Origin of the sequence: Parachitinimonas caeni, from assembly GCF_030129945.1 — a bacterium.
GTDB classification, from domain to species: Bacteria; Pseudomonadota; Gammaproteobacteria; order Burkholderiales; family Chitinimonadaceae; genus Parachitinimonas; species Parachitinimonas caeni.
The window spans coordinates 1-24,803 of the sequence record NZ_JARRAF010000009.1; the positions used below are offsets into that span (position 1 = coordinate 1).

The following is a 24,803-nucleotide window of genomic DNA, read 5'->3' on the forward strand; positions in this document are numbered from 1 at the left end:
GGAGGGTTTCGCCGGATTTGGGCCTGCTGCCGCGTTGACTGCCAGGCTGTTGGCTTGCGATGCAAGCCTTACAGCCTGTGCGCCCAGACGGGAAATCGCGTGGCTTATCACTAAGCGGCGCGCTTTTCGCCTTGCATCAGGCCCAAATCCGACGAAACGCGATCCGGAAACAAAACGTCAACAGAGCCTAACTGCGCGATGCCTTTTTCCGACTGCCCGCCGCTCCGGGGGGGACGATCTTGACGCGATAGAGCGCTTGGTCCGGACCTACGCTGAGGCGGCTGACGACGACCAGCGTCACGGCTTTTCCCTCGATTTCCGTTTCAAACTGCTGGGTAGACACCAGATCAGGGGTGTCGATCATCATGGCGGGCTGATGGTCGTTCAGCGGGCCGGGCGGTAGATAGATGGCCTGCCAACGGGCATTCACCTGGCTGCCCTGCAGCCGGATCGGATCGGGGTTATTGGACAGTAACTGAATGCCAAGAAACTGCTTGCCTGATGCCTGACGATACCGCCGGCGTATCACGCCCACCCACCACTGTTCCGAGGCAGGCCGCCACAGTGCTACCGCCCCATCTATGCCAGCAAAACGTGCGTGTTCTGCCAGCTCCAGTCCGAAACCTCCGGTGGCGTAGTCGTCAACCGGGCAAGTCCAGATCAGAGGGTCGTTGGCCAGCAGGCGTTTGTTTTTCTGGGTGATCAGGCTGCGGATGCGTAACAGGTCGAAAGCGATGGTCACGTTTGCACCATCCGCCAGCTTGGGGTTGCGGCAGAAGCCAGGCTGCTCGGTCCAGACTTTGCGCAAGGCAGCCAGCACACGCATGGTGTCCGGGACTGTCTGGTCTGGTTCACGCTTGAGTTCGTTCGGGACGAGGCCGGACAGTTCCAGCTCTTCGATATAGTCAGCGCACTGGACGCAGACGTCTGCCAGCCCAAAGAAGCACTGCTTGCCATCCAGCTCTACCTGCTCCCAGCCAATCAGGCGGCGAATAGGCGGTGACTTGTCGGCTTCGATCAGCAGAGGGCAGTTCAGGTGAAAAGCGCTACCAAACCAGACCGCATCGGCCAGGGTTTCGCAACAGCGCGCAGCCAGCAGCGCGACAAACGGGTTATCCGAAGTCTGGATGGTGCTCGAAATCAGCAGAAGATGAGCAAAACGCCGCGAATAATCGTTATCCCGGGCGTGGATCGGCTGTAGCGGATTCAGTGCGTCCCCGCTGGCGCGGCGATAGACCGTCAGCCAGCGATCAAGCCCCGGCTGGTCGCTGGCGGTGCCGGAGATCTGGTGCAATAGCCAGTCAATGCTGCACCAGTAAAGATAGCTCTCGGCCAGTGCCTGCAATATTTCGTGACTGCCACCCCGATCCTTGTCGATAGCGGCCACTTCGCGGCGGAATTCGATGTAGTAGGTGTTGCACAGCTGGTCGGCCAGCAGGGCGACGCGCTTTTGCAGCAGCTCGAATCGCACCGGGCTGTCTTTGCTTTGCGCCATTTCGGTGAGTCCGCGACGCGCCATGCTGCGGCTGGCGGCTTCGGTCGTGGCCAGCAAGCGGCGGGCGCCGCTGCTGCTGGGGAGTGCGCCCAGGCCATCAAGCAGGCAATTGCGTAGCGCATCCAGCGCGGCGACAGGTTGCATGCTATCTAGTGCGTCGATGACATGGCGCGCGGCGCGCAGGGGCGTGTCATCCTGAAACAGCGGAAAAATTCGACCCAACATGCTGTCTTCCTCCGGCCGGCTGATGCCGGCCGTCTCCTGCGGCGGTTACAGCGACGCCAGCCGTGCAGTGGCGGCTTGCAGCGTGGCAGTTTGTTTGGCGAAGCACAGTCGTATCAATTTGTGCCCGCATCTTTCAGCATAGAACGGCGAGAGCGGAATGGCGGCAACGCCTGCTTCACGGGTCAGCCAGATGGCAAAGTCAGCATCATCAAGCTCCGACAGGTGCGAGGGGAGGGCGCTGTAATCGACCAGCTGAAAGTAGGTGCCACGACAAGGCAGCAGACGTAAAGGACCATTTGCCAGCCCCTGGCGCAGGATGTCGCGCTTGGCCTGATAAAACGCCGGCAGGCTGGTGTAGTGGCTGGCATCGGCCAGATAAGTGGCCAGGGCATGCTGGGCGGGGGTGTTCACCGAGAACACCAGGTATTGATGAACCTTGCGGAACTCACTCATCAATGCTGCAGCGCCGGCGCAGTAGCCAATCTTCCAGCCGGTGGCATGAAAGGTTTTGCCGAACGAGAAAACCGCCAGGCTGCGGGGGGCAAGCCGGGGGTCGGCCAGAACGCTGTGATGACGGGCTTCGTCGTATACCAGATGTTCGTATACCTCGTCGGACAGAACCAGCAGATTATGCTGCTCGGCCAGATTGGCCAGCTCCGTCAAATCATCGGCACTCAACACGGCAGTCGAGGGGTTGCCTGGGTTGTTGATGACGATCATCCGGGTGTGTGGCGTGACGGCAGCAGCCACCCGCTGCCAGTCAATCACAAACTCAGGTGCCCTCAGTGGGATGCGGATGGCGCGTGCGCCCTGAACCTGTATCGACGGCACGTAGCTGTCGTAGGAAGGGTCGAATACGATGGCTTCATCGCCCGGCTGCAGCAGGGCAGCAAAGGCGGTGAACAGTGCCTGTGTGGCGCCTGCGGTGATGGTGATCTGGGTTTCGGCATCAACAGGGCTGCCGCTGGCCTGCAGTTTCGCGGCCAGCGCCTGTCGTAGTGCGGGCAGGCCTGGCATCGGCGCATACTGGTTGTGCCCGGCCGCCATGGCGGCGCTGACCTGATTCGCCAGTTCGCTATCAATCGGAAAGTCTGGAAAGCCTTGTGACAGATTGATGGCGCCATGCTCCTGCGCCAGTTTGGACATCACAGAAAAAATCGTTGTACCCACATCGGGTAATTTGGAGTGGATGACGGGAGCAGAGATCGGCATGGCGGAGTATTTGATTTTCGGTTGATTTGATCATGTTTTGCCGGCGTTGCAAGCGATGCAGGCGCTCACGATAAAGGCGCGCCTATATCGGCAGACAGGGCTTCCCCAGCTCGGGCCAGTGTGCTGGCGCAGGCCAGTCGTGAACACGATGGATGGGAACCCGGAGCACCATTCATCCTCCGTGCGGAAGGCAGGACGCCAAACGGATTGTCCAAGTTTAGCCCTAGTGCTGCACAAATTCACGCGTCAGGGGTCAATGGACGCCAAAAGCCACTAAAAGTTTATCTGTTTTGCATAATTAGCCGGGGTGTCGGAATTTAACCGATTTTCGGGGCGATGCCACACTGGTCTATATCAGGATATTCTGATTTTACAAAAATATGCTGTTTTGATATCTGGACGCGTATCTGACTTCGTTCAGATATCCCATTCTTGTGGCGCGCCACCCAACCCAAGGCAGTGAGGAGCGACGACAGTTGTTGATTCCGGGCACAATCGCGGTTTGGGGTTCAACGAGACCTATCACCCCTTGCGTCCAGGCGCTGTTGACGCTGGGTTTCCGGGCCGCCTTGCGGGAGTGGAGGGTTTCGCCGGATTTGGGCCGGCTGCCGCGTTGACAGCCTGTGTGCCCATGGGAAGCCACATGGCTGACCACCCAGTGGCGCGTTGTTTGAAATTTTGATCGCCCATAAATAAAAAAGGGCATTGCGAAAAACCTGGTGCCCAGGTACGGGCGGCAGTTTGATTGCCTGATACCTCAACCAGATGAGTGACCACTATTCATGCTTCCGATTTTGTATCAAGACGACCATCTGGTCGCTATTCACAAGCCCTCGGGTCTGCTGGTTCACCGGACGGCGCTCGATTGGTATGAACGCCGTTTTGCCTTGCAGATGCTGCGGGATCAGCTGGGGCGGCGTGTTTACCCGGTTCATCGACTGGATAAAGGGACCTCGGGAATTCTGTTGTTTGCGCTCGATCAGTCAATGGGACGGGCCATGTCGATGGCGTTTGAAGAAGGTCGTGTGCAAAAGCGCTATTGGGCGATTGTGCGTGGCTGGCCTGCCGAAATCGGCGAGGTGGACCACGCCCTGAGCCGTCGGGTGGATGATCTGGAGTGGCTTGGCGAGTCGGTCGAAGGTGGGCCGCAGCCGGCGCAGACCCGTTACCGACGGCTGGCCACGGTTGAACTGCCTTATTGCGTCGATAAATATCCGACCAGCCGTTACGCGTTGGTACAGCTTGATCCGCTCACCGGTCGGCGTCATCAGATCCGGCGTCACCTCAAGCATTTGTCCCATCCCATTATCGGGGATGCCACCTATGGCAAAGGGCGGCATAACCGGCTGTTTGAACAGCTGTACGGTCAGTCACGGCTGTTGCTGGCGGGGGTAGGGCTGCGCTTTCGACATCCGCTGAGTGGTGAGTGGCTCAATATCGAAGCTGAACCGGCCGACGGTTTTGCTGAGGTGGTACAGGCATTGGGCTGGCAACATTGCTGGCCACAACGGCAGTTCGACTGGCATCAGGGCTGACCATGAACCTGGCGTTACGGTTTCTGGATTCCCTGAGCGGGGTTGCTTCGGATCAATGGGATGCCATCAGCGATGGATCGGTGTTTCTCAAGCATGCCTTTCTGCATGCACTGCACGAGACGGGTTGCGCCAGTGCCAGAACTGGCTGGCAAGTGGCATATCCGAGCCTGTGGCAGGGTGACCGCCTGCTGGCGGCCATGCCGCTTTACGTCAAGTCCCATTCCTGGGGCGAATATGTGTTCGACTGGGCCTGGGCCGAAGCTTATGAGCGTGCTGGCGGCCATTACTACCCAAAGCTGACAGCGGCGATACCGTTCACACCGGTCGCGGGTAGCCGCCTGCTCGCCCGTAGCGATGAGCACCGGACGCTCCTGGTGGATGCGGCGCTGCAGCTGGCCCAGGCGCAAGGCATTTCGTCGCTGCATTGCTTGTTTCCGCAAGGAGCCGAGGTGCCGCTATGGCAGTCGGCAGGGTTAATGCTGCGGCATGGCGTGCAGTTTCACTGGCTGAATCAGGGGTATCGGGATTACCAGGATTTTCTCGATGGTTTGCAGAGCGAGAAGCGCAAGAAGATTCGGCAGGAGCGGCGCAAGATTGCGGAACAGGGTATTGAAGTGCAGCGCAAGACGGGTGCCGAAATCAGCGAGGCAGACTGGCGTTTTTTCTACCGCTGTTATGTGCATACCTATCAGGCCCACGGTTCACGGCCCTACTTGAGTCTGGACTTCTTCCAGCAAATCGGTCGCGATCTGGCAGGGCATTGCTTGCTGGTGCTGGCTCTGAAACATGGCAAGCCCGTAGCGGCTGCGCTGGATCTGTTTGATGCGCAGCGGCTGTATGGGCGTTACTGGGGCGCGCTCGAATACTTGCCGAACCTGCACTTCGAGCTGTGTTATTACCAAGGCATCGAATTTGCCATCGCGCAGCAGCTGCAGGTGTTTGAAGGTGGGGCGCAAGGGGAGCACAAACTATCGCGCGGGTTGAGTCCGGTCGCTACAGTGTCGGCCCATTGGCTGGCAGATAGCCGCTTTGCAGATGCCGTCAGCCATTTTTTGCAAAGGGAATCGGGTGGCGTCGAAGCCTATCTGGACGAACTGAACGAGCGTGCGCCTTTTCGACGGGCTTGAATGACAGAACCTAAGGTCAACAGAACCTAATCAAACTGCACGTCCCGGCTGAAGTTATAGGCGGTGCGGGCGTCACAGCTGGTCAGCAGCAGGGGGGCGGCCGGAGTGTGGCCGATTTCGTTCATCAATTCAGTGCTAAACGCACAGTCCGTACGCAAACGGCAGGCGGCGGCCATTGCTGGCCAGAAGACATTGGGCGGACTGGCCTCTCGGGCTTGTTCGTACTGCAGACGCTGCCCAAGCCAACAGAGTGCCGCCAGTTTTACCAACAATGCGAAGCGGCCAGGATTGCCGGCTGCTTGCACAACCAGCTCTGTCAGATCCATCTGCAGTATGGCGTGCTCGGCAAGCAGCCGGGACAGGCCGCGCTCGGCGATCTGCTGGATACGGCTGTCCTCGGGCAGAAGCGCCGGGTTCATGCCTTCCCAGCTTTGTGCCATGGCCAGACCGTTTTCCAGATCCTGCTCGGTACGATCGGCGTCCAGGCCGTCCAGGTGATCATTCAGCAACTCCGGCCCGCCGGGACTGTAGAGATTGAAGACCGCAAGCCGGGCACGTACCTCGTCATCATCAAACTTGCGCCAGTTGACGGTTCCCCATTTGGGGTCGAACTGTTCGGGGTCCAGCTCAGGTTTGACTCGCTCGATGGTGCCTTGCTCGACAAAACTGTCATAACGGTCGAGGTGGACCGACACATAGGTGGCAATGCCCTTGCGGTAGCTGTCCGGCAACTCGCTGTCATGCAGGGCAAAGCGTTTGAGCACGATGTCCAGCCAGCGCAGCATGGCGCGGGGCGAGCGCTCGATCCGGTCGCTGAGCAGTGCCAGAAACAGACTTTCACGCGCGGCATCGCCATCGTCCGATGCCGTGCGCAAGGCCCGATCCAGCGCTGGCAGGGCTTTGTCTTCCTCGCGCGCATTCCAGAGGTCGAGTATCCGGCTGGCCAGCTGGCCATATAAGTCATGTGCTTCGCTCATCGCCTGTCCGCCCAGTTTTGTTTGGCTTCAGCATAGTCTATCGGCAAGGCGCAACGTTGCTTTAGGCGCCGTACCTGAACGAACTGTGCAGTGACACTGTCCAGTGGGCGGGCTGCGACCTGAGCCGTATCTGGAAGCCCCCACACCGCCTATAATCGCGGCTTCGCAAAGGAGTACCCATGTATAAGACCATTGAGGATTTCGTCGGCAATACGCCTCTGGTGCAGCTCAAGCGCCTGCCGGGGGTAAGCAGCAATACCCTGCTGTGCAAGCTGGAAGGCAATAACCCTGCTGGTTCGGTCAAAGACCGACCTGCCTTGTCGATGATCCGGCACGCCGAAGCCCGTGGCGAGATCAAGCCTGGCGATACCCTGATTGAGGCCACCAGTGGCAATACCGGCATTGCGTTGGCCATGGCTGCGGCGATGCGTGGCTATCGCATGGTGCTGATCATGCCCGAGCATCTTTCAATCGAGCGTCGCCAGACCATGCGGGCGTTTGGGGCTGAAATCATCCTGACCCCGCAGTCTGCCGGCATGGAAGGGGCGCGTGATCTGGCCGAGAGAATGCGCGATGCCGGTGAAGGTCGCATCCTTGATCAGTTTGCCAACCCAGATAACCCGCTGGCGCATTTTGAGACCACCGGGCCGGAAATCTGGCGCGATACCGATGGCCGCATCACCCACTTTGTTTCCAGCATGGGCACGACCGGCACCATCATGGGCACCGGGCGTTTCCTCAAAACGCAGAACCCGGCGATTCAGATTGTCGGGGTCCAGCCTTGCGATGGCGCGTCGATTCCTGGCATCCGCAAGTGGCCGGCGGAGTACGTGCCGTCGATCTGCGACTTCAGCAAGGTTGATCAGATCGTGGAGGTGACCCAGGCCGAAGCCGAGGAGACCACACGACGGCTGGCGCGGGAGGAGGGGATATTTGCAGGTATTTCCTCTGGTGGTGCGCTGGCCGCAGCGCTCAGGCTGTCGGCCACGCTCGAAAACGCAACGATCGTCACTATCGTTTGTGATCGAGGAGATCGCTACCTGTCTACCGGCGTCTTCCCGGAGTAAGTGCATGACACTTTCGCTTGAATGGATAGGCATGCTGGCGGGTTTTCTCACTACCTTCGCTTTTGTGCCCCAAGTTATCCGCGTCTACCGCACCCGCTCGACCCACGATATTTCGTTACCGATGTATTCGATCTTTGTTACGGGCGTTGGATTGTGGCTGTATTACGGATGGCTGATCGGTTCACGTCCGATTGTGCTGTTCAATGCCATTACCTTTGTGCTGGCAGGTGCCGTGCTGGTGATGAAGCTGCGGTTTCGCTAGGCTCTGTTGACGTGTGGTTTTCAATAAGCCCGGCAAGCCGGGCTTATTGATTTTTATCTGTGTAGGTTTGAGTAAGCTTGATTGGTAGCCGTGCTGCGGAGTTTTCCAAGGGAATGCTCGACATCCGGCTACACGTAGGTTCTGTAAACCTTACGTCAACAGAACCTGGTGACCACTATTTAATCTGGCCGTTGACTTCCAACCCGGCGCCCCATCATGACTGTACGCAATTCTCCAATGTTGGCCCCCACCCTGCTGTTTCAGCTGGGCGTACTGGCCCTGTACCTGTCTAGCGGTTTGCTGTCGCGACAACTGGCGCTGTCCCACCAGCTGGAACCCTTGGTATGGCTGCCCGCTGGTGTAGGGGTTGCCATGTTGCATCTGGGGGGGCTACGTCGCTGGCCCTTGCTGGCGGCCGCCGCGACCGGACTGGCCCTGCTGCGTGGTGAGGGCTTCCAGCCCGGCCTGCTGGCCGTGATTGGGGCCGTGGCCGAAGCCATGATGGTTGCTGCCCTGTTACGTCGCTATTGCTTCAGCAGCAGTTTCTCCACGATCAATGATGGTGCCCGGCTGGCCACCTTTGCGGCGGCGGGGGCGATGCTCGGCGCCAGCATCGACATGCTGGCCGGACATCAAGGCGGCTTTGGCCCGCATGCGATGCTGGCCCACTGGCTCGGGCACTGGTTGGCCGACACCACGGCCATCATGGTGGTAACGCCACTGGTGGTGGCGATGGCACAGTGCAAAGGCGCTTACCGACCCTGGCGCTATCTGGAACTGCTGATCTGTACCGTGTGGGCGGCGGTGCTGGCATTCGCGGCATTCGGCCCTGGTGGGGCTTACCCATCGCTGCAGTTTGTGCTGTTCCCGGTGGCGATCGTCGCCGGCTTGCGCCTGTCGCATCTTGGTGCGTCGATGACCACGCTGAGCGTGATGGGGACGGCTGTCGGCGCCATGCGCTACGTTGGCAACGTCGGGCCGGATGAGGCCTTGTCCACCAGTGTGGTGTTCGGAGCACTGGCCCTGACCGGACTGGTGCTGGCCGCCTCACGCGCAGAGCGCACCACGGCTTACCATGCCATCGAAGAGCAGCGTGCCTATCTGCGCAAGATCCTTGATGCACTGCCTACCTATATGTATCTGAAAGACCTCGACGGCCGCTACATCTTCGTCAACCGCGCCTTTGCCGAGCTGTTCGGCCTGGAGCCGGAGGCAATGATTGGCAAGACGGTCTTCGATCTGCTGGCCTATGACGATGCCACCCGCTTTCGGGGCAATGACCTGAACGTGGCGACCAGTCGTATTTCCCGCCAATTTGAAGAGTCCTTTGTCCTGCAGGGGCGGCAGATGACCCTGCTGTCGCAGAAATTTCCGATCATCGACGAAAACGGCCGGCTGACCGGCACCGGCTGCAATGCCACCGATATTACCCAGCGCAAGCACGATGAACAGGCGCTGCGAGAAGCCGAGGAGCGTTTCCGCGCCTTGGTCGAACAATCGTTGATCGGCATCTATTTCATCAAGGATGACCACATCATCTACGCCAGCCCGCAAATGGCCACGGCCTTTGGTTATCCGCGAGAACAAATCACCGGCATGCCGCTGGATGTCCTGATTCACCCTGATGATCTCGCCCTGGTGCGGCGGAATATCGCCCGCCGCATCAATCGCGAAGTAGACAGCATGCGCTATGGCATCCGCTTTCTGCGCGCCGACGGGGAGGTGCGTTATGCCGAGGTCCACAGCCGGCTGGCCTCGCAGGAAGGCGAGCCGGTCATCATTGGCGCCTTGCTCGATGTGACGGACCGACTGCAGGCGCAGAAGGAAGCGACCTTGGCGGCAGCCGTGTTCGATAATGCCAACGAAGGCTTTGTGGTGATGGATAGGCAAGGCATTGTGCTGACGACCAATCATGCGGCCCTGCATATGCTCGACGTCAGCAAGGTTGAGATCGTGGGTGCGCCGGGGCAGGCACTCAAGGCCAGCACGGGTGAAACCCGCTGCGAAGACATGATGATCGAGGCTGCCCGGACCGGGCGCTGGCATGGTGAATGCCAGCTGCAACGCCGCGATGGCGGCCTGTTGCCGGTCGACGTCAGCCTCAGTTCGATACGGGACGAAGCCGGCGACGTCTCGCACTTCGTGGCGATGTTGACCGATATTTCCGGGCGTCGCGAAACCGAGCACCAGCTGGAGGCCACCGAAAGCAAGTTCAAGGCTTTTGTCGAGCTGTCGCTGGCGGGCATCTACGTGGTGCAGGATGGCATTCTGGTCTACGGCAACCCGCGCCTGGCCGAGATTCTGGGCTACACCCAGGAGCAGCTGATCGGCACCCCGGTACGCGATGTCACCTCGCCCGAAGACTTGCCCAAGCTCACGGAAAACCATCGGCGGCGCCTGGCAGGAGAGGTCGAAAGCGTGCGCTATGTCTATCGCGCCCAGCGGCGCGATGGCAGCCTGGTCGATGTCGAAGCGCATGGCCGTGTGTTCCAGTACAACGATCGTCCGGCGGTCATCGGCATCCTCATCGACGTGTCTGACCAGCTGGCGGCCGAACGCCAGCTCCGGCTCTCGGCCAAGGTGTTCGAGAACGCCTCGGAAGGGATTCTGATTACCGATGCCGATACCCGCATCATCGCCGTCAATGCGGCGTTTACCCGCATCACCGGCTATAGCGAGCAGGAAACCCTGGGTACGGTATCGCGCATGTTCAATCCGAAGGGTGATCGGCGCGAAATCAACCGCATCATGTTTGAGGAGCTGAACGAATCCAGCCACTGGCAAGGGGAGATGGTGGATCGGCGCAAGAGCGGCGAGCTGTACCCGGTCTGGCTGTCGATCAGCGCCGTGCGGGATGCGTCTGGCCGCATCACCAATTTCGTTGGCGTTTTCACCGATTACACCAGCCGCAAAGAGGCGGAAGAGCGCCTGTACTACCTCGCCAACCACGACCCGCTCACTTCTTTGCCCAATCGCACAGCCTTGAACGAGAGCCTGATTCACTCGGTCAATCAGGCTCGCAAACTCGGAGAGAAGCTGGCCGTACTGTTTATAGACCTCGACCGTTTCAAGGCCATTAACGACACACTGGGCCATGCAGCTGGTGACCACCTGTTGCAGACGGCGGCATCACGCCTGCGGGCCTGCCTGTCGGATGAAGACACCGTAGGCCGGCTGGGCGGCGATGAATTTACGGTGGTGCTGGAAACCATCGGCGATCCGAACGCAGCGGCCTTTGTCGCCCAGCGAATTCTCGACCAGATGGGCAAGCCGTTCACGATTGATGGTCACGAAATGTTCGTCACCTGCAGTATCGGCATCAGCCTGTATCCGAATGATGGCCAGGAAGCCCAGACCCTGCTCAAAAATGCCGATATCGCCATGTATCGGGCCAAAGAATGCGGCAAGAACAACTACCAGTTTTTTGCTCAGGACATGAACGCCAAGGCCTTCGAGCACCTGCTAATGGAAAACAGCCTGCGCTACGCCCTGGAACGACGGGAATTCGTGCTGCATTACCAGCCGCAGGTAGCCACGGCAGATGGCCGGGTTGAAGGACTGGAAGCGCTGATCCGCTGGCGCCATCCCGATTTTGGCTTGGTGCCGCCGACCCGCTTTGTGCCGCTGGCCGAAGAAACCGGGCTGATTGTGTCGATAGGCGAATGGGCGATACGCGAAGTTTGCCTGCAAACCAAGGCGTGGCTGGACGAGGGGTTGGAGATTGACCATGTGGCCGTGAATCTGTCGGCGCGCCAGTTTGCATCAGACAACCTGCTGCCGGCTGTGCATGCCGCCCTGGTTGAATCGGGCCTGCCACCGGCGCTGCTTGAACTGGAGCTGACCGAAAGCCTGATCATGAAAAATCCGGCTGAAGCGGTTGAGCTGCTGAAACGCCTGCAGGCGATGGGCGTGCAATTGTCGATTGATGACTTTGGCACCGGCTATTCCTCGCTGTCCAACCTCAAGCACTTCCCGCTGCACAACCTGAAGATCGACCGCAGCTTCATCGAGTCTGTACCCTACGACGACGACAGCGTGGCGATTACCGAGGCCATTATCGCCATTGCCCGCAAGATGAAACTGCGTGTCATCGCCGAAGGCGTCGAAAACGTACAGCAGTTTGACTACCTGCGTAGCGTGGGTTGCGACCTGGTGCAAGGCTATCTATTCAGCCCGGCCGTCAAAGCCGAAGACGTCCCCCGCCTACTCAAAGCCGGCCCCTGCCCCGTCACCCCAGAAGCCCGCGAAACCGTGCGTTTACTGGTTGAGGCAAGGTGAGGGGGCATGAGTGACCTGCGCAGGTGTTCCGAAATCATTGCCAAACCTAAGCATTTTTTCTGGGACCCAAGCCGAGACTAATCTCCGCGATTGGGGGAGCCGCCATCAACGCGGTGTCTAAAAAGTGTGTGCGCAGTGAGTGCCTTGGATTGCTCCGGCCTTGCGCGGCTTTATGTGCATGGTCTGATGGAATGATGCATTCGATGTCATGTTGTTCCTGAACTCGGAGCTAGGTCAATGCGGAGCTTGCTCAGCTCGCGAGTGAGAAAGCCGGCGTCTGCGTCGGGGGTGAGCAGAATTTCTCGAATGGCGGTGCTGGCAATTGCCTTACAAAAATCGAATCCCAGTAGCAGGGAGGTCGGAAATTGAATCCGTGCGCCGTCCTTTAGTACGAAGTGCCCCATACTAATGGCGGACAGGGAAATTCTTAGCTCCTTTTCTTCCGAAAAGCGAGCGGCATCTTTGATGTATGTGTAGCGAATCGGGTTGGGCAGATGCTGTTCATTTGCGCGATGGCTGTCCCAATCAACATAGTCAACCAACCCGTAGTTCACATCGAATATCTGGCGAAAGACTTCGCCGTTGTACCGAAGTACTGCACCTTCAGGGTCGAGTGCGCTATTGAGCAAGGTTCTCAGTTTGCCGAACTCGAATACAACACAGACTTTGCCCTTTTCGCTCCCGTTGGCATAGTTTTTCCAGATGTAGTCCGAGTTCTCAGTCGAAAAGCAGCAGGCATAGGTTCTCGCTCTACATTGGTCATAGTATTGAGCGGCATCGTAGTCGGGGCGGGCCTCGAATTTCGTTGTGGCATTTGCCGCTTGATCCATCGGCAGCTGCTGCCCGTCGTTTTTGTCGGCGTTCGGAAAGTCCGCGTAGCTATCGACACGATTGAAGTAGAGGTAACTGCCCGTGATTGAGTGCAATAGATTTTCGACACTCATGATCTTGTAAAGCAATTGATCCTCGGGCGGGACTGTTAGTAATGGCGCGTGCGGCTCAATGCTTCCCGGGGCAGCAGAAAGGCGTTGGGATTGTTCCGAATCATTCATGTCTGCCTCCTGTGAGCGATGATTGGACGCTGTAAATCTGACTGAATGTGGGGTCAAGGGGCATTCGGGATTGTTGTCAGGTGCTTCGATTGACTGTGAGGATAGACATTGCAGTCACGAAAGCTCCCACGGTAGATCACGACGGCCGTGGACCGGTTTTAGAGTGCCTTCATTGCGCAGTGCCTGAGCAGCCCAGCGAATATCGTATTGCCAAGTATAGAGATGGTTGCCCGAGCGCTTGAGTTCGATTTCATAATGATCCCAGATGTATTTGGCAACATCTTTGGGCCAGCCTTTTCCCCCCAATGAATTGACGGCTTGTATTACCCAGCTTTTCATATCTTCCCGTGTTGCCATTTGAGCCTCTCTATACATGAAATGCATGACATGAACTGCCCTGCCACCTCTTGCTACGTGATGTCTTGGCGATGTTAAGCGTACTAAGTTTGGTCTGAAGACTATCTTGACGAATTTCTCCACAAGCCCCGATTCCGGCCCCTTGCCGTATTGTGCCTCGTCCTTCAAAAGCCAGCGCCAAGTTATCGGTACTGGTTTTTTTATTGGGCTGGTGTGGTGGCCTTTCCGTTTTTCTATTGTCTGATCAGTGCTTGCGACGAACCGTTGGCGCCAGGGTGGCGACGCAATTGGGCGGTGTTTGGAATGCTTGCGTATAAAATGCTTCGACCAGCCCCTGACGATTGCACGCCCCCATGCCCGAGCCGATTCATTTTTCGCATGCCAACAGTTTTCCGGCCAGTAGCTATCGCAAATTGTTTGCGGCGTTGGCGCCGGAGTTTGAGGTGGGTTATATCGAAACGCTGGGGCACGATCCGCGTTATCCGGTCAGCGATGGTTGGCCGCATCTGGTGCAGCAGACGCTGGACTATATAACGCTGCACTATCGCGAGCCGGTGATTGGGGTTGGGCACTCGCTGGGCGGCTTTCTGACCTTTTTATCGGCAGTGGCTCGGCCGGAGCTTTTCAAGGCAATTGTCCTGCTCGATTCGCCGATTTTCGGTCGGCGCATGTCTACCTTGCTTTATTTAAGCAAGCGTCTGGGGATTATCGAGCATGTAACGCCAGGGCGGGGTGCGCGGGCGCGTCGCAATGACTGGCCCGATCTGCCAAGTGCCATGCAACACTTTGCCGAGAAGGCGTTGTTCCGGGCGCTGGACCCGGACTGCCTGTGTGATTACGTGACCTATGGCACGGTTGAGCACAATGGCCGTCGGCGCCTGCTGTTCCAGTCCGATATCGAATATCAGATTTATTGTGGCTTGCCGCACGATTTTCCTCGCCACAATGGTCGGCTGCAGGTGCCGGCTGGCTTTATTGGTGGCCGACGCTCGAATGTCATCTATCGCAGCGATCTGCGCCACATGCGGCAGAATCTTGGCATGGTTCTGCAATCATTTGATGGCAGTCATCTCTTCCCTCTTGAAAAGCCCCAGGCAACCGCCGATGCCATCCGCCTGATGTTGACGCGCTTACGCAACAGCTGATCCGGGCCATTTCCATTTTTCTTACACTGGCTTTGCACCCTCCGGCTGTGGGGGTGTTTGCGCTTGTCTGTCATCCATTCAGTTGATGATGTCCCCCTGACCTGAACAACATCGGCTTGGTTGCGCGATGTGGGCAGATCTATCGAATCGTCTTTTCGAAGAGGATTGTTTCGGGGCGCGGCGGCCGCGCAGGCGGCGGGAAAATCTGCTTATTCTTCACCGACTTGTAGTCATTTGCCGCCTTTGCGGAGAGGGTGCGTGATTTCCCGTCATGGCGCTTGATCTAGAGTAAAAACACGATTAGAGTTTGCGCACTACTACCAATCGATTGCTTGATTGATCAACCATCTGAAAGCAGCTTGCAAGGTTTGTAGTGCATTGCAGGTGTTGGCCGTCGTTGCATACAGATTTCCAAATAGAGGAGAACGACATCAATGAAGAAACTGCGTTTGTCTGCGGCCATTGCCGCTTTGTGTGTGTCTGCTTCAGTGTGGGCGGGTAACGGGTACACCGAGACCCGTTATCCGGTCGTGTTGGTGCATGGCTTGTTTGGCTTTGATAAGGCACTGGGCGTCGATTATTTCTATCGCGTACCGGGCGAGCTGCAGGCGGGGGGTACCAAGGTGTTTCTGGCGCAGGTTTCGGCGACCAATAGCACCGAAGAGCGCGGCGAGCAGTTGCTGCAGCAGGTGAAGAAGGTTCTGGCGATTACTGGTGCGACCAAGGTCAATCTGATTGGCCACTCGCACGGTGGCCCGACGATTCGCTATGTGGCAGGGGTGGCACCGCAGTTGGTGGCATCGGTGACTTCGGTGGCGGGGGTCAACAAGGGTTCGAAGGTGGCCGATCTGGTGCGGGGTACCTTGCCGCCCGGCTCGGTGTCGGAGGGGATAGCTGCCGCCGCCGCCAAGGCGCTCTCGACAATTATCTCGCTGGCATCGGGTGGTAGCAGTTTGCCGCAAGACCCGCTGGCCGCGTTGGGTTCGCTGACGACCCAGGGTACTGCTGCATTCAACCGCAAGTTCCCGCAGGGCTTGCCGACCACAAGCTGCGGTGAAGGCGCCAGTTATGTCAACGGTGTCTACTATGCCTCGTGGAGTGGTACCAAGCCTTACACCAACTTCTTCGATCCGCTGGATGCCCCGCTGGGCGTGCTGGGTCTGGTGCATGGCGAGGCCAATGACGGTCTGGTTTCGGCTTGCTCTTCGCATCTGGGCAAGGTGATCAAAGACAATTACAAGATGAACCATGCCGATGAGATCAACCACACTTTCGGCTTGCGTGATCTGTTCGAGACCGATCCGGTAACCGTGTACCGGCAGACCGTCAACCAGCTGAAAATGCTGGGGCTGTAAAGCCATGCGCCGCCCACTGATCGGTATTGCCCTGGTTGCTGTGATGGGCATTGTGGTCTGGCAATGGCCGGGCAGTGATGCCGTGGCCAGTGCCGGGGCACCAAGGGCGGCCATTGCCAGTCAGCCAGTTGCCAACCACGGCAACTGGCTGGCTACCCCCACTGCTGATGGCAAGTTGACGATGGTTGCAGGTGGCCAGCTGGTGATTGATGCCGAGCTGCGCCGCCTCTTTGATTTTCTGTTGACGGACAGTGCAGAAAAGCCAATCCGCCAGATCAAGGACAATGCCCGCAAAGTACTGGCAGAACGGCTGGCGCCGGGGGCGGCCAATGTGGCGTATACCCTGTTCGAGCGCTATATCGCCTATCGCGATGCCTTGGGCAATGTCAAACCGGCGGCAGATGCCACACCGGCCCGGCTGGCCGATGTGGTGGGGCGCCGCAATGCGCTACGCCGGCAGTTTTTCTCGGAAGAGGAAGCCAATGGCTTGTTTGGCGAAGAAGAGCGCTACGACCGTTTTACCCTGGACCGGATGGCGATTGAGGCCGACGTCAGCAAATCTGCGGCCGATAAGCGGGCGGCTTTGGAAGCGCTCGAAAATGCATTGCCACCTGCCTTGCGTCAGGCCCGTCGCGAGCCGGTGACGCATTTGGTTGAGGCTGACAAGGCCGCCGAGCTGCGAGCCAAGGGCGCCAGCGATGAAGATCTGTTCCGCTGGCGTAGCCAGGAGTTCGGGGCTGCCGCTGCCAGCCGTTTGGGCGAGCTGGATCGCGAACAGGCGGCGTGGGAGGCGCGGCTCGACCGCTTTGCGGCTGAACGCAACCGGATTCAGGCTGACGCCTCGCTCAGTGCTGAACGTAAACAACAAGCAATCCTGGCACTGCAGAACAGCCAGTTCACCACTCAGGAGCAGCTGCGGCTGGATGCAGCGTTGGCCCTGAGGGCCCGCCAGTAATCAGTAATCCATCGCTGCAGCGGACGCCGGGCGTCAGCTGCAATCCCGCCGCTCTCTCTTTTCTCCAGGCTCTGTTGACCGTCAACACCGTTGTTGACGTCAACAAAACCTAGGTAATGGCCGCATTACGGCCTGTTTGCCACTCAGAATGTGCTGAGTCGGCGCAACAGCCATTCCACTGGTCCCTGACGGAATCTCCGGCGCCAGAGTGAGGCAAATACTACCGCTCCCACGCAGAACGCCAGCGCGCTGCCTATGGCAATGGACGCAGAATGACTGGTGATCAGCCCCATTGCTTCCAGTGCCGACATCCCGATCAAGACATGCGCAAGATACAGCGTCAGGGCAAGCTGGCCGGTATGAATCAGTGGTTTGAGCCATGCGCTGTCGGCGAAGCGCTCGGCGATGGCGACACAGCTGACGATGATCGCAATGGCGCTGGCTGCCGCCGAAATGAAGTAGAACGGCTGTGGCGGCATGGGTGTGGTTGAAAACAGAAAATCCGCCAACTCGCGCGGTTGACCGAGCTCGCCCATTAGCCAGCGACAGCCCAGGGCCAGACTTTCGGTAAGCGCACAGACCAGAAGGCTGGTAGTCAACAGGACGCGCCGCTTTTCTGGCAACAGCCAGGCGGGGCGACCAAGCACCATGCCGATCAGCAGAAAGCCTATCCACGGAAATACCGGGTGGAAGCCATTGAAAAACAGATTTCGGACAAAACCGGTGACCGACCAGAACCCGCGATAGCTGAGGGCTTGCCAGTCCCAGCCGCTGCCGTAGTCCAGCAGGGTATGCAGCAGCGGCACCAGGGCTACCACCACACACGCCAGGGCGAGCAGGATGCGTGACGGTGTGGCCAGCAGCATCGCGCCGACACAAAGGTATACGCCGTAGTAGTGCAGGATGTCGGCAGGCCAGATCTCGATGTAGGCAAGCCCGCCCACCAATAGCCAGAGTGCCCGCCAAAGCAAGCGCGAGCGTGCCTGCTGCAAGGATTGTTCGGAGGCGCCATCGCCGCCGGCTGACAGGCTGATGCCGACGCCAGCGAGTGTCACAAACATCGCAGCGGCGCGCCCATCCACCAGATCAAACAGCGACCACCATCCGCCATCCGGCTGATGATCCGTGTGCATGACGGTTTTGAAGTTGACGATGACCATGCCGAAAATGGCTAGCGCCCTGGCAAGGTCAAATCCTGCAATTCGTTGTCGGGACATGGACAGGTCCTCCCGCTGGCGGGCGATGCGCCGACTGGCACCATCGTCCCGCCTCAAGCGTTGTATTTGTTTTAAATTTGGGTGCAGCGAGGCCGTGGCAATGCCTGGGGATTCGGGAAATGCCGGCCAGCCTTTACTTCAAATCGGGCACGGGTTCAACAGAGCCGGGATGTCTCAGGCGTGGGCGCGCAGGAAGTTATCCAGCATCTGGTGCCCGTGCTCGGTCAGGATCGACTCCGGGTGGAACTGTACGCCCTCGATGGGCAGCGACTTGTGCCGAACGCCCATGATCTCCCCGTCTTCCGTCCAGGCCGTTACTTCGAGGCAATCCGGGCAGGTTTCCTTTTCGATGACCAAAGAGTGGTAGCGGGTGGCGGTAAAGGGGATCGGCAGATCTTTGAAGACGCCGACCGATTTGTGCTGGATCGGCGAGGTCTTGCCGTGCATCAATTGCTTGGCGTGGATGATCTTGCCGCCAAATGCCTGGCCGATCGACTGATGGCCAAGGCATACGCCCAGAATCGGGATCTTGCCGGCAAAGTGTTCAATGGCTGCAACCGAAATGCCGGCCTCGGATGGCGAGCACGGTCCGGGTGAAATCACCAGATATTTCGGCGCCAGCGCCGCGATTTGCTCCAGTGAAATTTCATCGTTGCGATATACCTGCACCGCTTGCCCCAACTCGCCGAAGTACTGCACGAGGTTGTAGGTGAAGGAATCGTAGTTATCAATCATCAGTAACATGGGTCACCCTGGTCTGGCCAATCGTTATATCAATAGATAAGTATTGGCACGGCTGTGCGTTGGCTCGGTTGCGCCGGGTCATCTCTTGGGACGGGCGTGGCCGGAAAGTTACGTCAGCGGTGCCGGTGCGGTTGCCGCCAGCCGTGGTGGCTGGTGCGGCGATCCGCCAGAAAACGAAGAGCGCGGCAGATTGCCGGCATCGCAGCCATTATGCCGTTCAGGCTGGCGATTTGGCGACCGGATTCGCGGTCTGTGGCCGGCGCGGAGGGTTGTGAGCCGGGCTTCGAGCGAGTGTGCTGAGACTGAGGAATTGGCCACTTTAAATGCGAATCAATTTCAGCAAAGCGAATGATTTAATTGTTCTACTGTTTGATGCAAACAGGTGGTGATTGTTCTGATCGCAGCACCTTAAATTGAATGCCTGAAAAATATCATTTGATTGTTTGATTGCATTCAATGCGAACTTGACTGTTAGTGGGTATTTTTTCGGGACAAGTGCGCTGAATCAATTTGCCAGACAATACATCACAACCGAGAAATAGGGCGATAAATGCTGCCATGACGGTGTGCGTCATGTCTGAGAAAAACAGTGATTGCTGCCAGATTATCTCGATTTACCGGCGATTGCAGTGATATTGAATCGTGCTAAATAGATGGCCTGGGCCGGCACAGGTTTTGGTTTTTTCCTGAGTGAGCGGCCACGATGCCGGTAATGGTGATCCAACCAGGGCAATGACCACGCCGCCGCAGATTGCCAGAAAAAGCGCGGAGATCAATGCCAGATCCTTGGCGTAGTCGATAATGTCGAAAGAGTCGATCATATAGTGGGTTTCCCTGATATGGCCGGTCGGCGCGCGCGGTGGCAGATCCGGAGGGTAATGAGAATTGAATGCCCCGAAATTGCAGCAGGCCGGATACGAGTTTAACGGCAAAAATATCGACCCTGAATTCGGGTCAACACCAATCGAAAAATGTCAGCTGTGCAGCCTTTGCACGGCTTTGCGTGAATATTGAAAATTTACGCTTGACCAAATCTATTGCAAATGAAGTTGTACTGAAATCTGCCAAGCTGTAACAGTGTTTTCTTCTGAAATGGTAGATTTGTAAGAATTAGAATCAACTAATCTATTTAGTAGATCAGTCAAATATTTTGCTGATGATAGCGCTTGATCTACATAAAGCCAAGGAGCGTTATCGCGGGCTGTGCAGCGCGAGCGCAAAAAGATGGGTGAGGCGCAACGGCGCCCGTCGCGAGCCGTGCGTAGGTAAGCGAGGAGGGGGGTAGAACCGGGCTGGAAGAGTGGTCAACCGCAAGGGGGGTGACGGGTGAGGAGCGTGCGCATTGGCGGCGCACGCTCGATGGGGCTTACTGGTACTTCTTCATCACGCCGTCATAGCGGCCATCTGCCCGCATTTTCTTCAAGGCGGCATTAAAGGCATCGCGTAACGCGGCATCGCGAAACGCTACCTTGTAAGGCGTGGGGGGAAAGATCTCGTGGTAGGTCACCGCCTGGCCCACATCCATGCCTTCTTTCTTGGTGTCGGCGTTGTAGTACTTGAAAATATTGCGGTCGCCGACCACCAGATCGACCCGGCCCGAATACAGCAGCATGTTCTGTTTGACCTGTTGGGCGTGTTCGGCATAAGCCTTATTGCCCTCTGCCATTTTCTTGAATTTGTCACCCAGATAAAGCGTGGCGTTCTGGAAGGCAGCCACCGAATGTTTGCCCAGATCTTCCACACTACTGATCTTGAAGTTGTTCTTGGCCAGGCTGATGGCGAAGTTCTGGTAGCTGATATGGGAGTCGGAATACGAGGCCTTGATGCCGGTACTCTCATTGACCGTTATGGCGGCATCGACCTCGCCGTCCTGCATGGCGACGGGCACCCTGGCAAACGGCAGGTAGACCGGCTTCATGGTGTGGCCGGCTTCGGCCAGGCATTGCGCCACGATGTCGAGTTCCATCCCGGCGTTCTTCTCTTGAATCACATACGGCGGCAATGATAGTCCGACAGCGACTTTGATCTCTTTGGCCAGTGCTGGGGCGGCAAACAGGGCAGCGACAAGCAGGGGCAAGGCTTTCATGGCAGGCTTCTCCGATGGGAAGAGGATTCACCCTAGTGATATAGCCCTTTGTCCGGCAGAAGGTGGGCGCCAGTGCGGTTGGCCGATAAACGGTGCCGAAGAGACCGCCTCAGCCGTGAGCCTGCCGGCGTTTCATCTCCCGCCCCATGGCTTCAAACTGTTTGCCGATTTCCCCGCGAATGACAGTAGCGGTGAGGAAGTCGGGAATCCAGCGGTCGGGCACGATGCGGGCGTGGTAACGGATGTGGGCAGTGGCCGCGCTTTCGGCGTCGATCCGCGATTCGCTGTCGAGCGATTTGACGTCGCCTTCAATCATTTTCGAAATGATCAGGCTCTTGGGGGCGAGTTCGATGTCGCGCACGGACCGGAATGGGAACGCAAGGATACCGTAGCGGGCGGTGCCGGTTTGCTCAATCCGGAGGTGGTTGTCGCGCCGGGACAGGATTTTGCTGCTTTCCAGATTGGGCATGAACTCGTGCATATGTTCGAAGTCGGTGAGCACGGCCCAGGCGCCGTCAACATTCACGGGCACCAGATAGTCCACATCGACAATCAGCGTCGGGCCATCGAAGCGGGCTTCGACTTTGGGGCTGGTGTCTTTATCGGTGGCGAGTACGGTGGTGCTGGCAATCAGGGTGGCAAGCAGCAGGCGGCGCATGAGGTCCTCAGGCTGGTTCGGGGTTGTCGGATTGGCGCAGGCGGGCGATGGTTGCAGCAATCAGCCGGCCGGAGATGCTGAATGGCGGGGGGAGCTCCGGCAGGGCGTCGATATCAAACCAGCGCGCATCCTCGATTTCGCCGGGCTGCGGTGTGATGTCGCCACTATCGTATTCGGCGGTGAAAGCCAGCATCAGGGAGTGGGGGAATGGCCAGGGCTGGCTGCCAAAATAGCGCAGCTGTTTGATCTTCAAGCCGACTTCTTCCTGCACCTCGCGTGCCACACACTGCTCCAGCGACTCACCCGGCTCGACAAAACCCGCCAGCGCACTGTAGCGGCCTGGCGGGAAGTTCGGCGAGCGCGCCAGTAATAGCTCACGCCCGCGTACCACCAGTGCCATCATGGCCGGTGAAATGCGTGGATAGGCCGACTGCCCGCAGGCCATGCAGACGCGGCAGTATTCATGCGGTTTGCGCTCGGTCGGATGGCCGCAGGCGCCGCAAAAACGATGGCTACGATCCCATTCCACCACCTGGGCAGCGCGGCCTGCCGCAGCGGCCAGCTCGGGTGGCAGCCCCATCATGCCTTGACGCAGCGGAACGGCTTGCCAGCTGTCCGGCGGCGCTTCGGTCAGCGCCAGCGCCAGACAGTCAAACTCGCCAAGTCGGCCAATGTAATGGGCATGGGCATCGTCACTGCCGGGCAGGCGTTGCTGGGGCACGCTGGTCGGCCCGTCGCCCAGGATGAGCCGGCCTTGCCAGAAGTGAAACCAGAAGGTTATGCCAGTCAGCTCGGCGGGACGTTGCGAAGCGGGAGTGAAGTTGAAGTCGGGTTCGTTGGGCATTGTATTTCCGGTTGCGCGGGGCCGGGCGTTGAGCCTGGCTATGGTGTGCAGTATAGGGGTTGTTGGGGCGGCCTACGTTTCCAGGCGCTATTGACGTTTTGTTTCCGGTGGCACGGGGCCGGGTTTTGGAGCAGGGCGATACCCGCAGAGAGTAAGCCGTAGCGGGTAAGAGGCTGAAGGCCCCGCCACTACGCACGGCTGGGTGAGTAAAGTGTAGCGAGCTGAATCAGCGAACCCCAACGGCGCCTGGTAACACTAAAGAGCGATTGATTGACCGATTGCCCCTCGCTTGGTTGCCCTTGGTGTACCCCATGGATTACAACGGAGAGTGGGGAAATCAATTCGTCTGCACCTTTCCACTGTGCAGTTCGGGTGCGGTTGCAGCGGTCTGTCAGGTTGAACAAGACAGTAGCCCATCGCACCGGATCATCGGGAAAGGCTGCGGCATGCTAGGCGCTGTTGACGTTTTCATGCGAGCGATTGATTTTAAATTTGGAATATTTTATTCCATTTAAAAATCAAATAGTTATTTAGAGATGTCAGCGGAGCCAAGGGGGTGCAACGATGATAAGCATGCGCAACGGGTCGTTGCGGACCAAGCTGATGGCGATGTTCATGCTCGCCAACCTTGTCACCGCCCTGATTTACACCGGGTATATCTACCATCTCAAGGTGCAAAGCGTCATGGCCGGCATTGACGGCAAGCTGTTTGGCGTGGCCTATGCCGTGCCGGATATGGTCGGCGAAGGTTATATCCAGCGTGGAAAAGCCCCCGAGTCGATTTCCGACAGCGAATACACCCGTATTGGCGAAAAGCTCGACAGCTACGCCAAAAAAGCCGGTATCGGCAGTCTTTATGTGTTGGGCACCCAGGGCAATCAGGCGGTGTATCTGGCAGATAGCTTCGACGCCAAAGCCAAAGAGACGAAGCAGTACTCGCCTCATTTCACCCTGTATACCCAAGCGGCTGCCACCGCGCAGAAAGCATTTGCCGAAGGAGGCGAGCAGGTTGGGCAGTTCCGCGATGCGGTTGGAGAGCGCCGCGTTGCCATCGTCGCCCTGAAGACCACGCAGGGTTATGCCTATCTGGTGGGGGCCGATGTCTCGACCGCCAGCCTTGGACGCGAGGCTCGGGCCGCCTTGTTGAGTGCGCTGGTATTGGGCCTGCTCGGTTTTGCGATTGGCGGGGTGATTGCCTATATCAGCTCGAATCTGGTGGTGAAAGCCGTCGAAGCGATGAGTCGCACGCTGACCGAGGTCGCCCGGACCCGCAACCTGACGGCCGAAGTCAAAATACGTTCGCAAGATGAAGTGGGCCGCATGGCGCAGGACTTCAATCAACTGATGGGAGAATTCCGGCTGGTGCTGGGTAATGCCAAGCTGGCGGCTGCCGACAACGCCGAGCTATCGAGACAGTTTCTGAGCGTGACCGATGATATCGGCAGCCGTATCGGGCTGAGCGCCGGGCAGCTGACTGAAGTGACCGAAAGTGCCGAGGGCATTGGCCAGACCGCAGACCAGTCCGCCCAGCGTGCCAATGCGCTCAAGGCGGATATTCAGGAAGTGGAGGCCAGACTGCACGAGGCACGCGAGCAGATGGCTGCGATGTCGCACGAGATCGAGTCGGGGGCCAGCGCCAATCGCGAGTTGACGGGGGCTTATCAGACACTGAGCCAGGATGTTCGGCAGATCACGACCATCCTCGGCACCATTTCGGCGATCAGCGAGCAGACCAACCTGCTGGCGCTCAATGCGGCCATTGAAGCGGCGCGGGCTGGCGAGTTGGGACGAGGGTTTGCCGTGGTGGCCGATGAGGTACGCAAGCTGGCCGGACAGACCCAGTCCACGCTCGGAGAAACCAATCAGTTTGTTGGCAAGATTCTGCAGACCATTGAACGCACGACTCGGCAGGTCGAGGCGCAGGCCAAGCAGATTGATGTGCTGGTCGGGGCTTCGGCGGCGGTGGACGACGCCATCAGCAGTACCAGTGACATGATGGCGCGTACCAGCGGCGTGGTGGGCGATACCGCGAGTGATGCCGAAGCCGTGCGGCAGGCTATCGACACCATCCGCGAGCGCCTGCAGGTTCTCAACGGCCTGATGCAGGACACCCGCCAGAAAGTGGCCGGCATCGGCAGCGATGCCCAGCAGCTGGGCGCCAATGCCATGACCTTGAATCAAAGCCTTTCTGGCTTTCAAACCTGAGCGGCTT

The 24,803-nt window shown here is 58.4% G+C and carries 20 protein-coding genes; 9 read left to right on the plus strand and 11 right to left on the minus strand.

All coding sequences use genetic code 11. The annotated features are described in order from the left end of the window. Positions 1–187: 187 nt before the first annotated feature. Both PZA18_RS09575 and PZA18_RS09580 read right to left on the minus strand, forming a co-directional pair. Positions 188–1,720 (minus strand): hypothetical protein, encoded by a 1,533-nt coding sequence (locus PZA18_RS09575; protein WP_284100610.1) that lies wholly within the window; start codon positions 1,718–1,720, stop codon positions 188–190. A gap of 45 nt (positions 1,721–1,765) precedes the next feature. After that, positions 1,766–2,932 carry a methionine aminotransferase gene (locus tag PZA18_RS09580; RefSeq protein WP_284100611.1) on the minus strand — a complete coding sequence of 389 codons (1,167 nt, stop codon included), beginning with the start codon at positions 2,930–2,932 and terminating at the stop codon, positions 1,766–1,768. Between the two features lie 782 nt (positions 2,933–3,714). On the opposite strand from PZA18_RS09580, the gene PZA18_RS09585 reads away from it, so the two are divergent. Together PZA18_RS09585 and PZA18_RS09590 are read left to right on the plus strand one after the other, a co-directional pair. Beyond that, on the plus strand, positions 3,715–4,467 hold the full coding sequence (locus tag PZA18_RS09585; RefSeq protein ID WP_284100612.1) for a pseudouridine synthase: 753 nt from the start codon (positions 3,715–3,717) through the stop codon (positions 4,465–4,467). A 2-nt stretch (positions 4,468–4,469) separates the two neighbouring features. Continuing rightward, positions 4,470–5,594: a GNAT family N-acetyltransferase gene (locus tag PZA18_RS09590; protein ID WP_284100613.1), complete on the plus strand. Its 1,125-nt coding sequence runs from the start codon at positions 4,470–4,472 to the stop codon at positions 5,592–5,594. Between the two features lie 26 nt (positions 5,595–5,620). On the opposite strand, the gene PZA18_RS09595 is transcribed toward PZA18_RS09590, so the two are convergent. Next, on the minus strand, positions 5,621–6,571 hold the full coding sequence (locus PZA18_RS09595; protein WP_284100614.1) for a hypothetical protein: 951 nt from the start codon (positions 6,569–6,571) through the stop codon (positions 5,621–5,623). A 179-nt stretch (positions 6,572–6,750) separates the two neighbouring features. On the opposite strand from PZA18_RS09595, the gene cysM reads away from it, so the two are divergent. The 3 genes from cysM to PZA18_RS09610 all read left to right on the plus strand — a co-directional run bounded on the left by cysM (position 6,751) and on the right by PZA18_RS09610 (position 12,178). Continuing rightward, on the plus strand, positions 6,751–7,638 hold the full coding sequence (gene cysM / locus PZA18_RS09600; RefSeq protein ID WP_284100615.1) for a cysteine synthase CysM: 888 nt from the start codon (positions 6,751–6,753) through the stop codon (positions 7,636–7,638). Between the two features lie 4 nt (positions 7,639–7,642). Further along, positions 7,643–7,900, plus strand: a complete 258-nt coding sequence (locus tag PZA18_RS09605) for a SemiSWEET transporter (RefSeq protein ID WP_284100616.1) — start codon at positions 7,643–7,645, stop codon at positions 7,898–7,900. A 216-nt stretch (positions 7,901–8,116) separates the two neighbouring features. After that, positions 8,117–12,178: a bifunctional diguanylate cyclase/phosphodiesterase gene (locus tag PZA18_RS09610; protein WP_284100617.1), complete on the plus strand. Its 4,062-nt coding sequence runs from the start codon at positions 8,117–8,119 to the stop codon at positions 12,176–12,178. Positions 12,179–12,384: 206 nt separating this feature from the next. On the opposite strand, the gene PZA18_RS09615 is transcribed toward PZA18_RS09610, so the two are convergent. Both PZA18_RS09615 and PZA18_RS09620 read right to left on the minus strand, forming a co-directional pair. Continuing rightward, the gene (locus PZA18_RS09615) at positions 12,385–13,230 is read right to left on the minus strand and encodes a DUF2971 domain-containing protein (protein WP_284100618.1); all 846 of its coding nucleotides are present in this window, start codon (positions 13,228–13,230) and stop codon (positions 12,385–12,387) included. A 114-nt stretch (positions 13,231–13,344) separates the two neighbouring features. Continuing rightward, on the minus strand, positions 13,345–13,587 hold the full coding sequence (locus PZA18_RS09620) for a hypothetical protein (RefSeq protein ID WP_284100619.1): 243 nt from the start codon (positions 13,585–13,587) through the stop codon (positions 13,345–13,347). Positions 13,588–13,940: 353 nt separating this feature from the next. On the opposite strand from PZA18_RS09620, the gene PZA18_RS09625 reads away from it, so the two are divergent. The 3 genes from PZA18_RS09625 to PZA18_RS09635 all read left to right on the plus strand — a co-directional run bounded on the left by PZA18_RS09625 (position 13,941) and on the right by PZA18_RS09635 (position 17,042). Further along, positions 13,941–14,732 carry an alpha/beta fold hydrolase gene (locus tag PZA18_RS09625; protein WP_284100620.1) on the plus strand — a complete coding sequence of 264 codons (792 nt, stop codon included), beginning with the start codon at positions 13,941–13,943 and terminating at the stop codon, positions 14,730–14,732. Positions 14,733–15,166: 434 nt separating this feature from the next. Further along, positions 15,167–16,087 carry a lipase family alpha/beta hydrolase gene (locus PZA18_RS09630; protein WP_284100621.1) on the plus strand — a complete coding sequence of 307 codons (921 nt, stop codon included), beginning with the start codon at positions 15,167–15,169 and terminating at the stop codon, positions 16,085–16,087. Between the two features lie 4 nt (positions 16,088–16,091). Beyond that, positions 16,092–17,042 (plus strand): lipase secretion chaperone, encoded by a 951-nt coding sequence (locus tag PZA18_RS09635; protein ID WP_284100622.1) that lies wholly within the window; start codon positions 16,092–16,094, stop codon positions 17,040–17,042. A 143-nt stretch (positions 17,043–17,185) separates the two neighbouring features. Here PZA18_RS09635 and PZA18_RS09640 read toward each other — a convergent pair whose 3' ends face one another. The 6 genes from PZA18_RS09640 to nudC form a co-directional block, all read right to left on the minus strand. Then, positions 17,186–18,259 carry a DUF418 domain-containing protein gene (locus PZA18_RS09640; protein WP_284100623.1) on the minus strand — a complete coding sequence of 358 codons (1,074 nt, stop codon included), beginning with the start codon at positions 18,257–18,259 and terminating at the stop codon, positions 17,186–17,188. A gap of 174 nt (positions 18,260–18,433) precedes the next feature. Then, positions 18,434–19,003 (minus strand): aminodeoxychorismate/anthranilate synthase component II, encoded by a 570-nt coding sequence (locus tag PZA18_RS09645; protein ID WP_284100624.1) that lies wholly within the window; start codon positions 19,001–19,003, stop codon positions 18,434–18,436. Positions 19,004–19,617: 614 nt separating this feature from the next. Beyond that, positions 19,618–19,824, minus strand: coding sequence for a hypothetical protein (locus PZA18_RS09650; protein ID WP_284100625.1), 207 nt, complete (start codon positions 19,822–19,824; stop codon positions 19,618–19,620). Between the two features lie 545 nt (positions 19,825–20,369). Further along, positions 20,370–21,089, minus strand: a complete 720-nt coding sequence (locus PZA18_RS09655; RefSeq protein WP_284100626.1) for a substrate-binding periplasmic protein — start codon at positions 21,087–21,089, stop codon at positions 20,370–20,372. A 109-nt stretch (positions 21,090–21,198) separates the two neighbouring features. Next, positions 21,199–21,747 carry an SRPBCC family protein gene (locus PZA18_RS09660; protein ID WP_284100627.1) on the minus strand — a complete coding sequence of 183 codons (549 nt, stop codon included), beginning with the start codon at positions 21,745–21,747 and terminating at the stop codon, positions 21,199–21,201. Between the two features lie 7 nt (positions 21,748–21,754). Next, entirely contained in the window at positions 21,755–22,591 is an 837-nt protein-coding gene (gene nudC / locus PZA18_RS09665) for an NAD(+) diphosphatase (RefSeq protein WP_284100628.1), read from the minus strand. 573 nt (positions 22,592–23,164) lie between these two features. Here nudC and PZA18_RS09670 point away from each other — a divergent pair. Continuing rightward, positions 23,165–24,796, plus strand: a complete 1,632-nt coding sequence (locus tag PZA18_RS09670; RefSeq protein ID WP_284100629.1) for a methyl-accepting chemotaxis protein — start codon at positions 23,165–23,167, stop codon at positions 24,794–24,796. The last annotated feature ends 7 nt before the right edge of the window (positions 24,797–24,803 follow it).

What these genes read in the sequence shown, in the direction of transcription:
- PZA18_RS09575 (WP_284100610.1), bottom strand. Translation starts at nt 1,720, where the DNA reads ATGTTGGGTCGAATTTTTCCGCTGTTTCAGGATGACACGCCCCTGCGC.
- PZA18_RS09580 (WP_284100611.1), bottom strand. Translation starts at nt 2,932, where the DNA reads ATGCCGATCTCTGCTCCCGTCATCCACTCCAAATTACCCGATGTGGGT.
- PZA18_RS09585 (WP_284100612.1), top strand. Translation starts at nt 3,715, where the DNA reads ATGCTTCCGATTTTGTATCAAGACGACCATCTGGTCGCTATTCACAAG.
- PZA18_RS09590 (WP_284100613.1), top strand. Translation starts at nt 4,470, where the DNA reads ATGAACCTGGCGTTACGGTTTCTGGATTCCCTGAGCGGGGTTGCTTCG.
- PZA18_RS09595 (WP_284100614.1), bottom strand. Translation starts at nt 6,571, where the DNA reads ATGAGCGAAGCACATGACTTATATGGCCAGCTGGCCAGCCGGATACTC.
- cysM (WP_284100615.1), top strand. Translation starts at nt 6,751, where the DNA reads ATGTATAAGACCATTGAGGATTTCGTCGGCAATACGCCTCTGGTGCAG.
- PZA18_RS09605 (WP_284100616.1), top strand. Translation starts at nt 7,643, where the DNA reads ATGACACTTTCGCTTGAATGGATAGGCATGCTGGCGGGTTTTCTCACT.
- PZA18_RS09610 (WP_284100617.1), top strand. Translation starts at nt 8,117, where the DNA reads ATGACTGTACGCAATTCTCCAATGTTGGCCCCCACCCTGCTGTTTCAG.
- PZA18_RS09615 (WP_284100618.1), bottom strand. Translation starts at nt 13,230, where the DNA reads ATGAATGATTCGGAACAATCCCAACGCCTTTCTGCTGCCCCGGGAAGC.
- PZA18_RS09620 (WP_284100619.1), bottom strand. Translation starts at nt 13,587, where the DNA reads ATGGCAACACGGGAAGATATGAAAAGCTGGGTAATACAAGCCGTCAAT.
- PZA18_RS09625 (WP_284100620.1), top strand. Translation starts at nt 13,941, where the DNA reads ATGCCCGAGCCGATTCATTTTTCGCATGCCAACAGTTTTCCGGCCAGT.
- PZA18_RS09630 (WP_284100621.1), top strand. Translation starts at nt 15,167, where the DNA reads ATGAAGAAACTGCGTTTGTCTGCGGCCATTGCCGCTTTGTGTGTGTCT.
- PZA18_RS09635 (WP_284100622.1), top strand. Translation starts at nt 16,092, where the DNA reads ATGCGCCGCCCACTGATCGGTATTGCCCTGGTTGCTGTGATGGGCATT.
- PZA18_RS09640 (WP_284100623.1), bottom strand. Translation starts at nt 18,259, where the DNA reads ATGTCCCGACAACGAATTGCAGGATTTGACCTTGCCAGGGCGCTAGCC.
- PZA18_RS09645 (WP_284100624.1), bottom strand. Translation starts at nt 19,003, where the DNA reads ATGTTACTGATGATTGATAACTACGATTCCTTCACCTACAACCTCGTG.
- PZA18_RS09650 (WP_284100625.1), bottom strand. Translation starts at nt 19,824, where the DNA reads ATGATCGACTCTTTCGACATTATCGACTACGCCAAGGATCTGGCATTG.
- PZA18_RS09655 (WP_284100626.1), bottom strand. Translation starts at nt 21,089, where the DNA reads ATGAAAGCCTTGCCCCTGCTTGTCGCTGCCCTGTTTGCCGCCCCAGCA.
- PZA18_RS09660 (WP_284100627.1), bottom strand. Translation starts at nt 21,747, where the DNA reads ATGCGCCGCCTGCTGCTTGCCACCCTGATTGCCAGCACCACCGTACTC.
- nudC (WP_284100628.1), bottom strand. Translation starts at nt 22,591, where the DNA reads ATGCCCAACGAACCCGACTTCAACTTCACTCCCGCTTCGCAACGTCCC.
- PZA18_RS09670 (WP_284100629.1), top strand. Translation starts at nt 23,165, where the DNA reads ATGCGCAACGGGTCGTTGCGGACCAAGCTGATGGCGATGTTCATGCTC.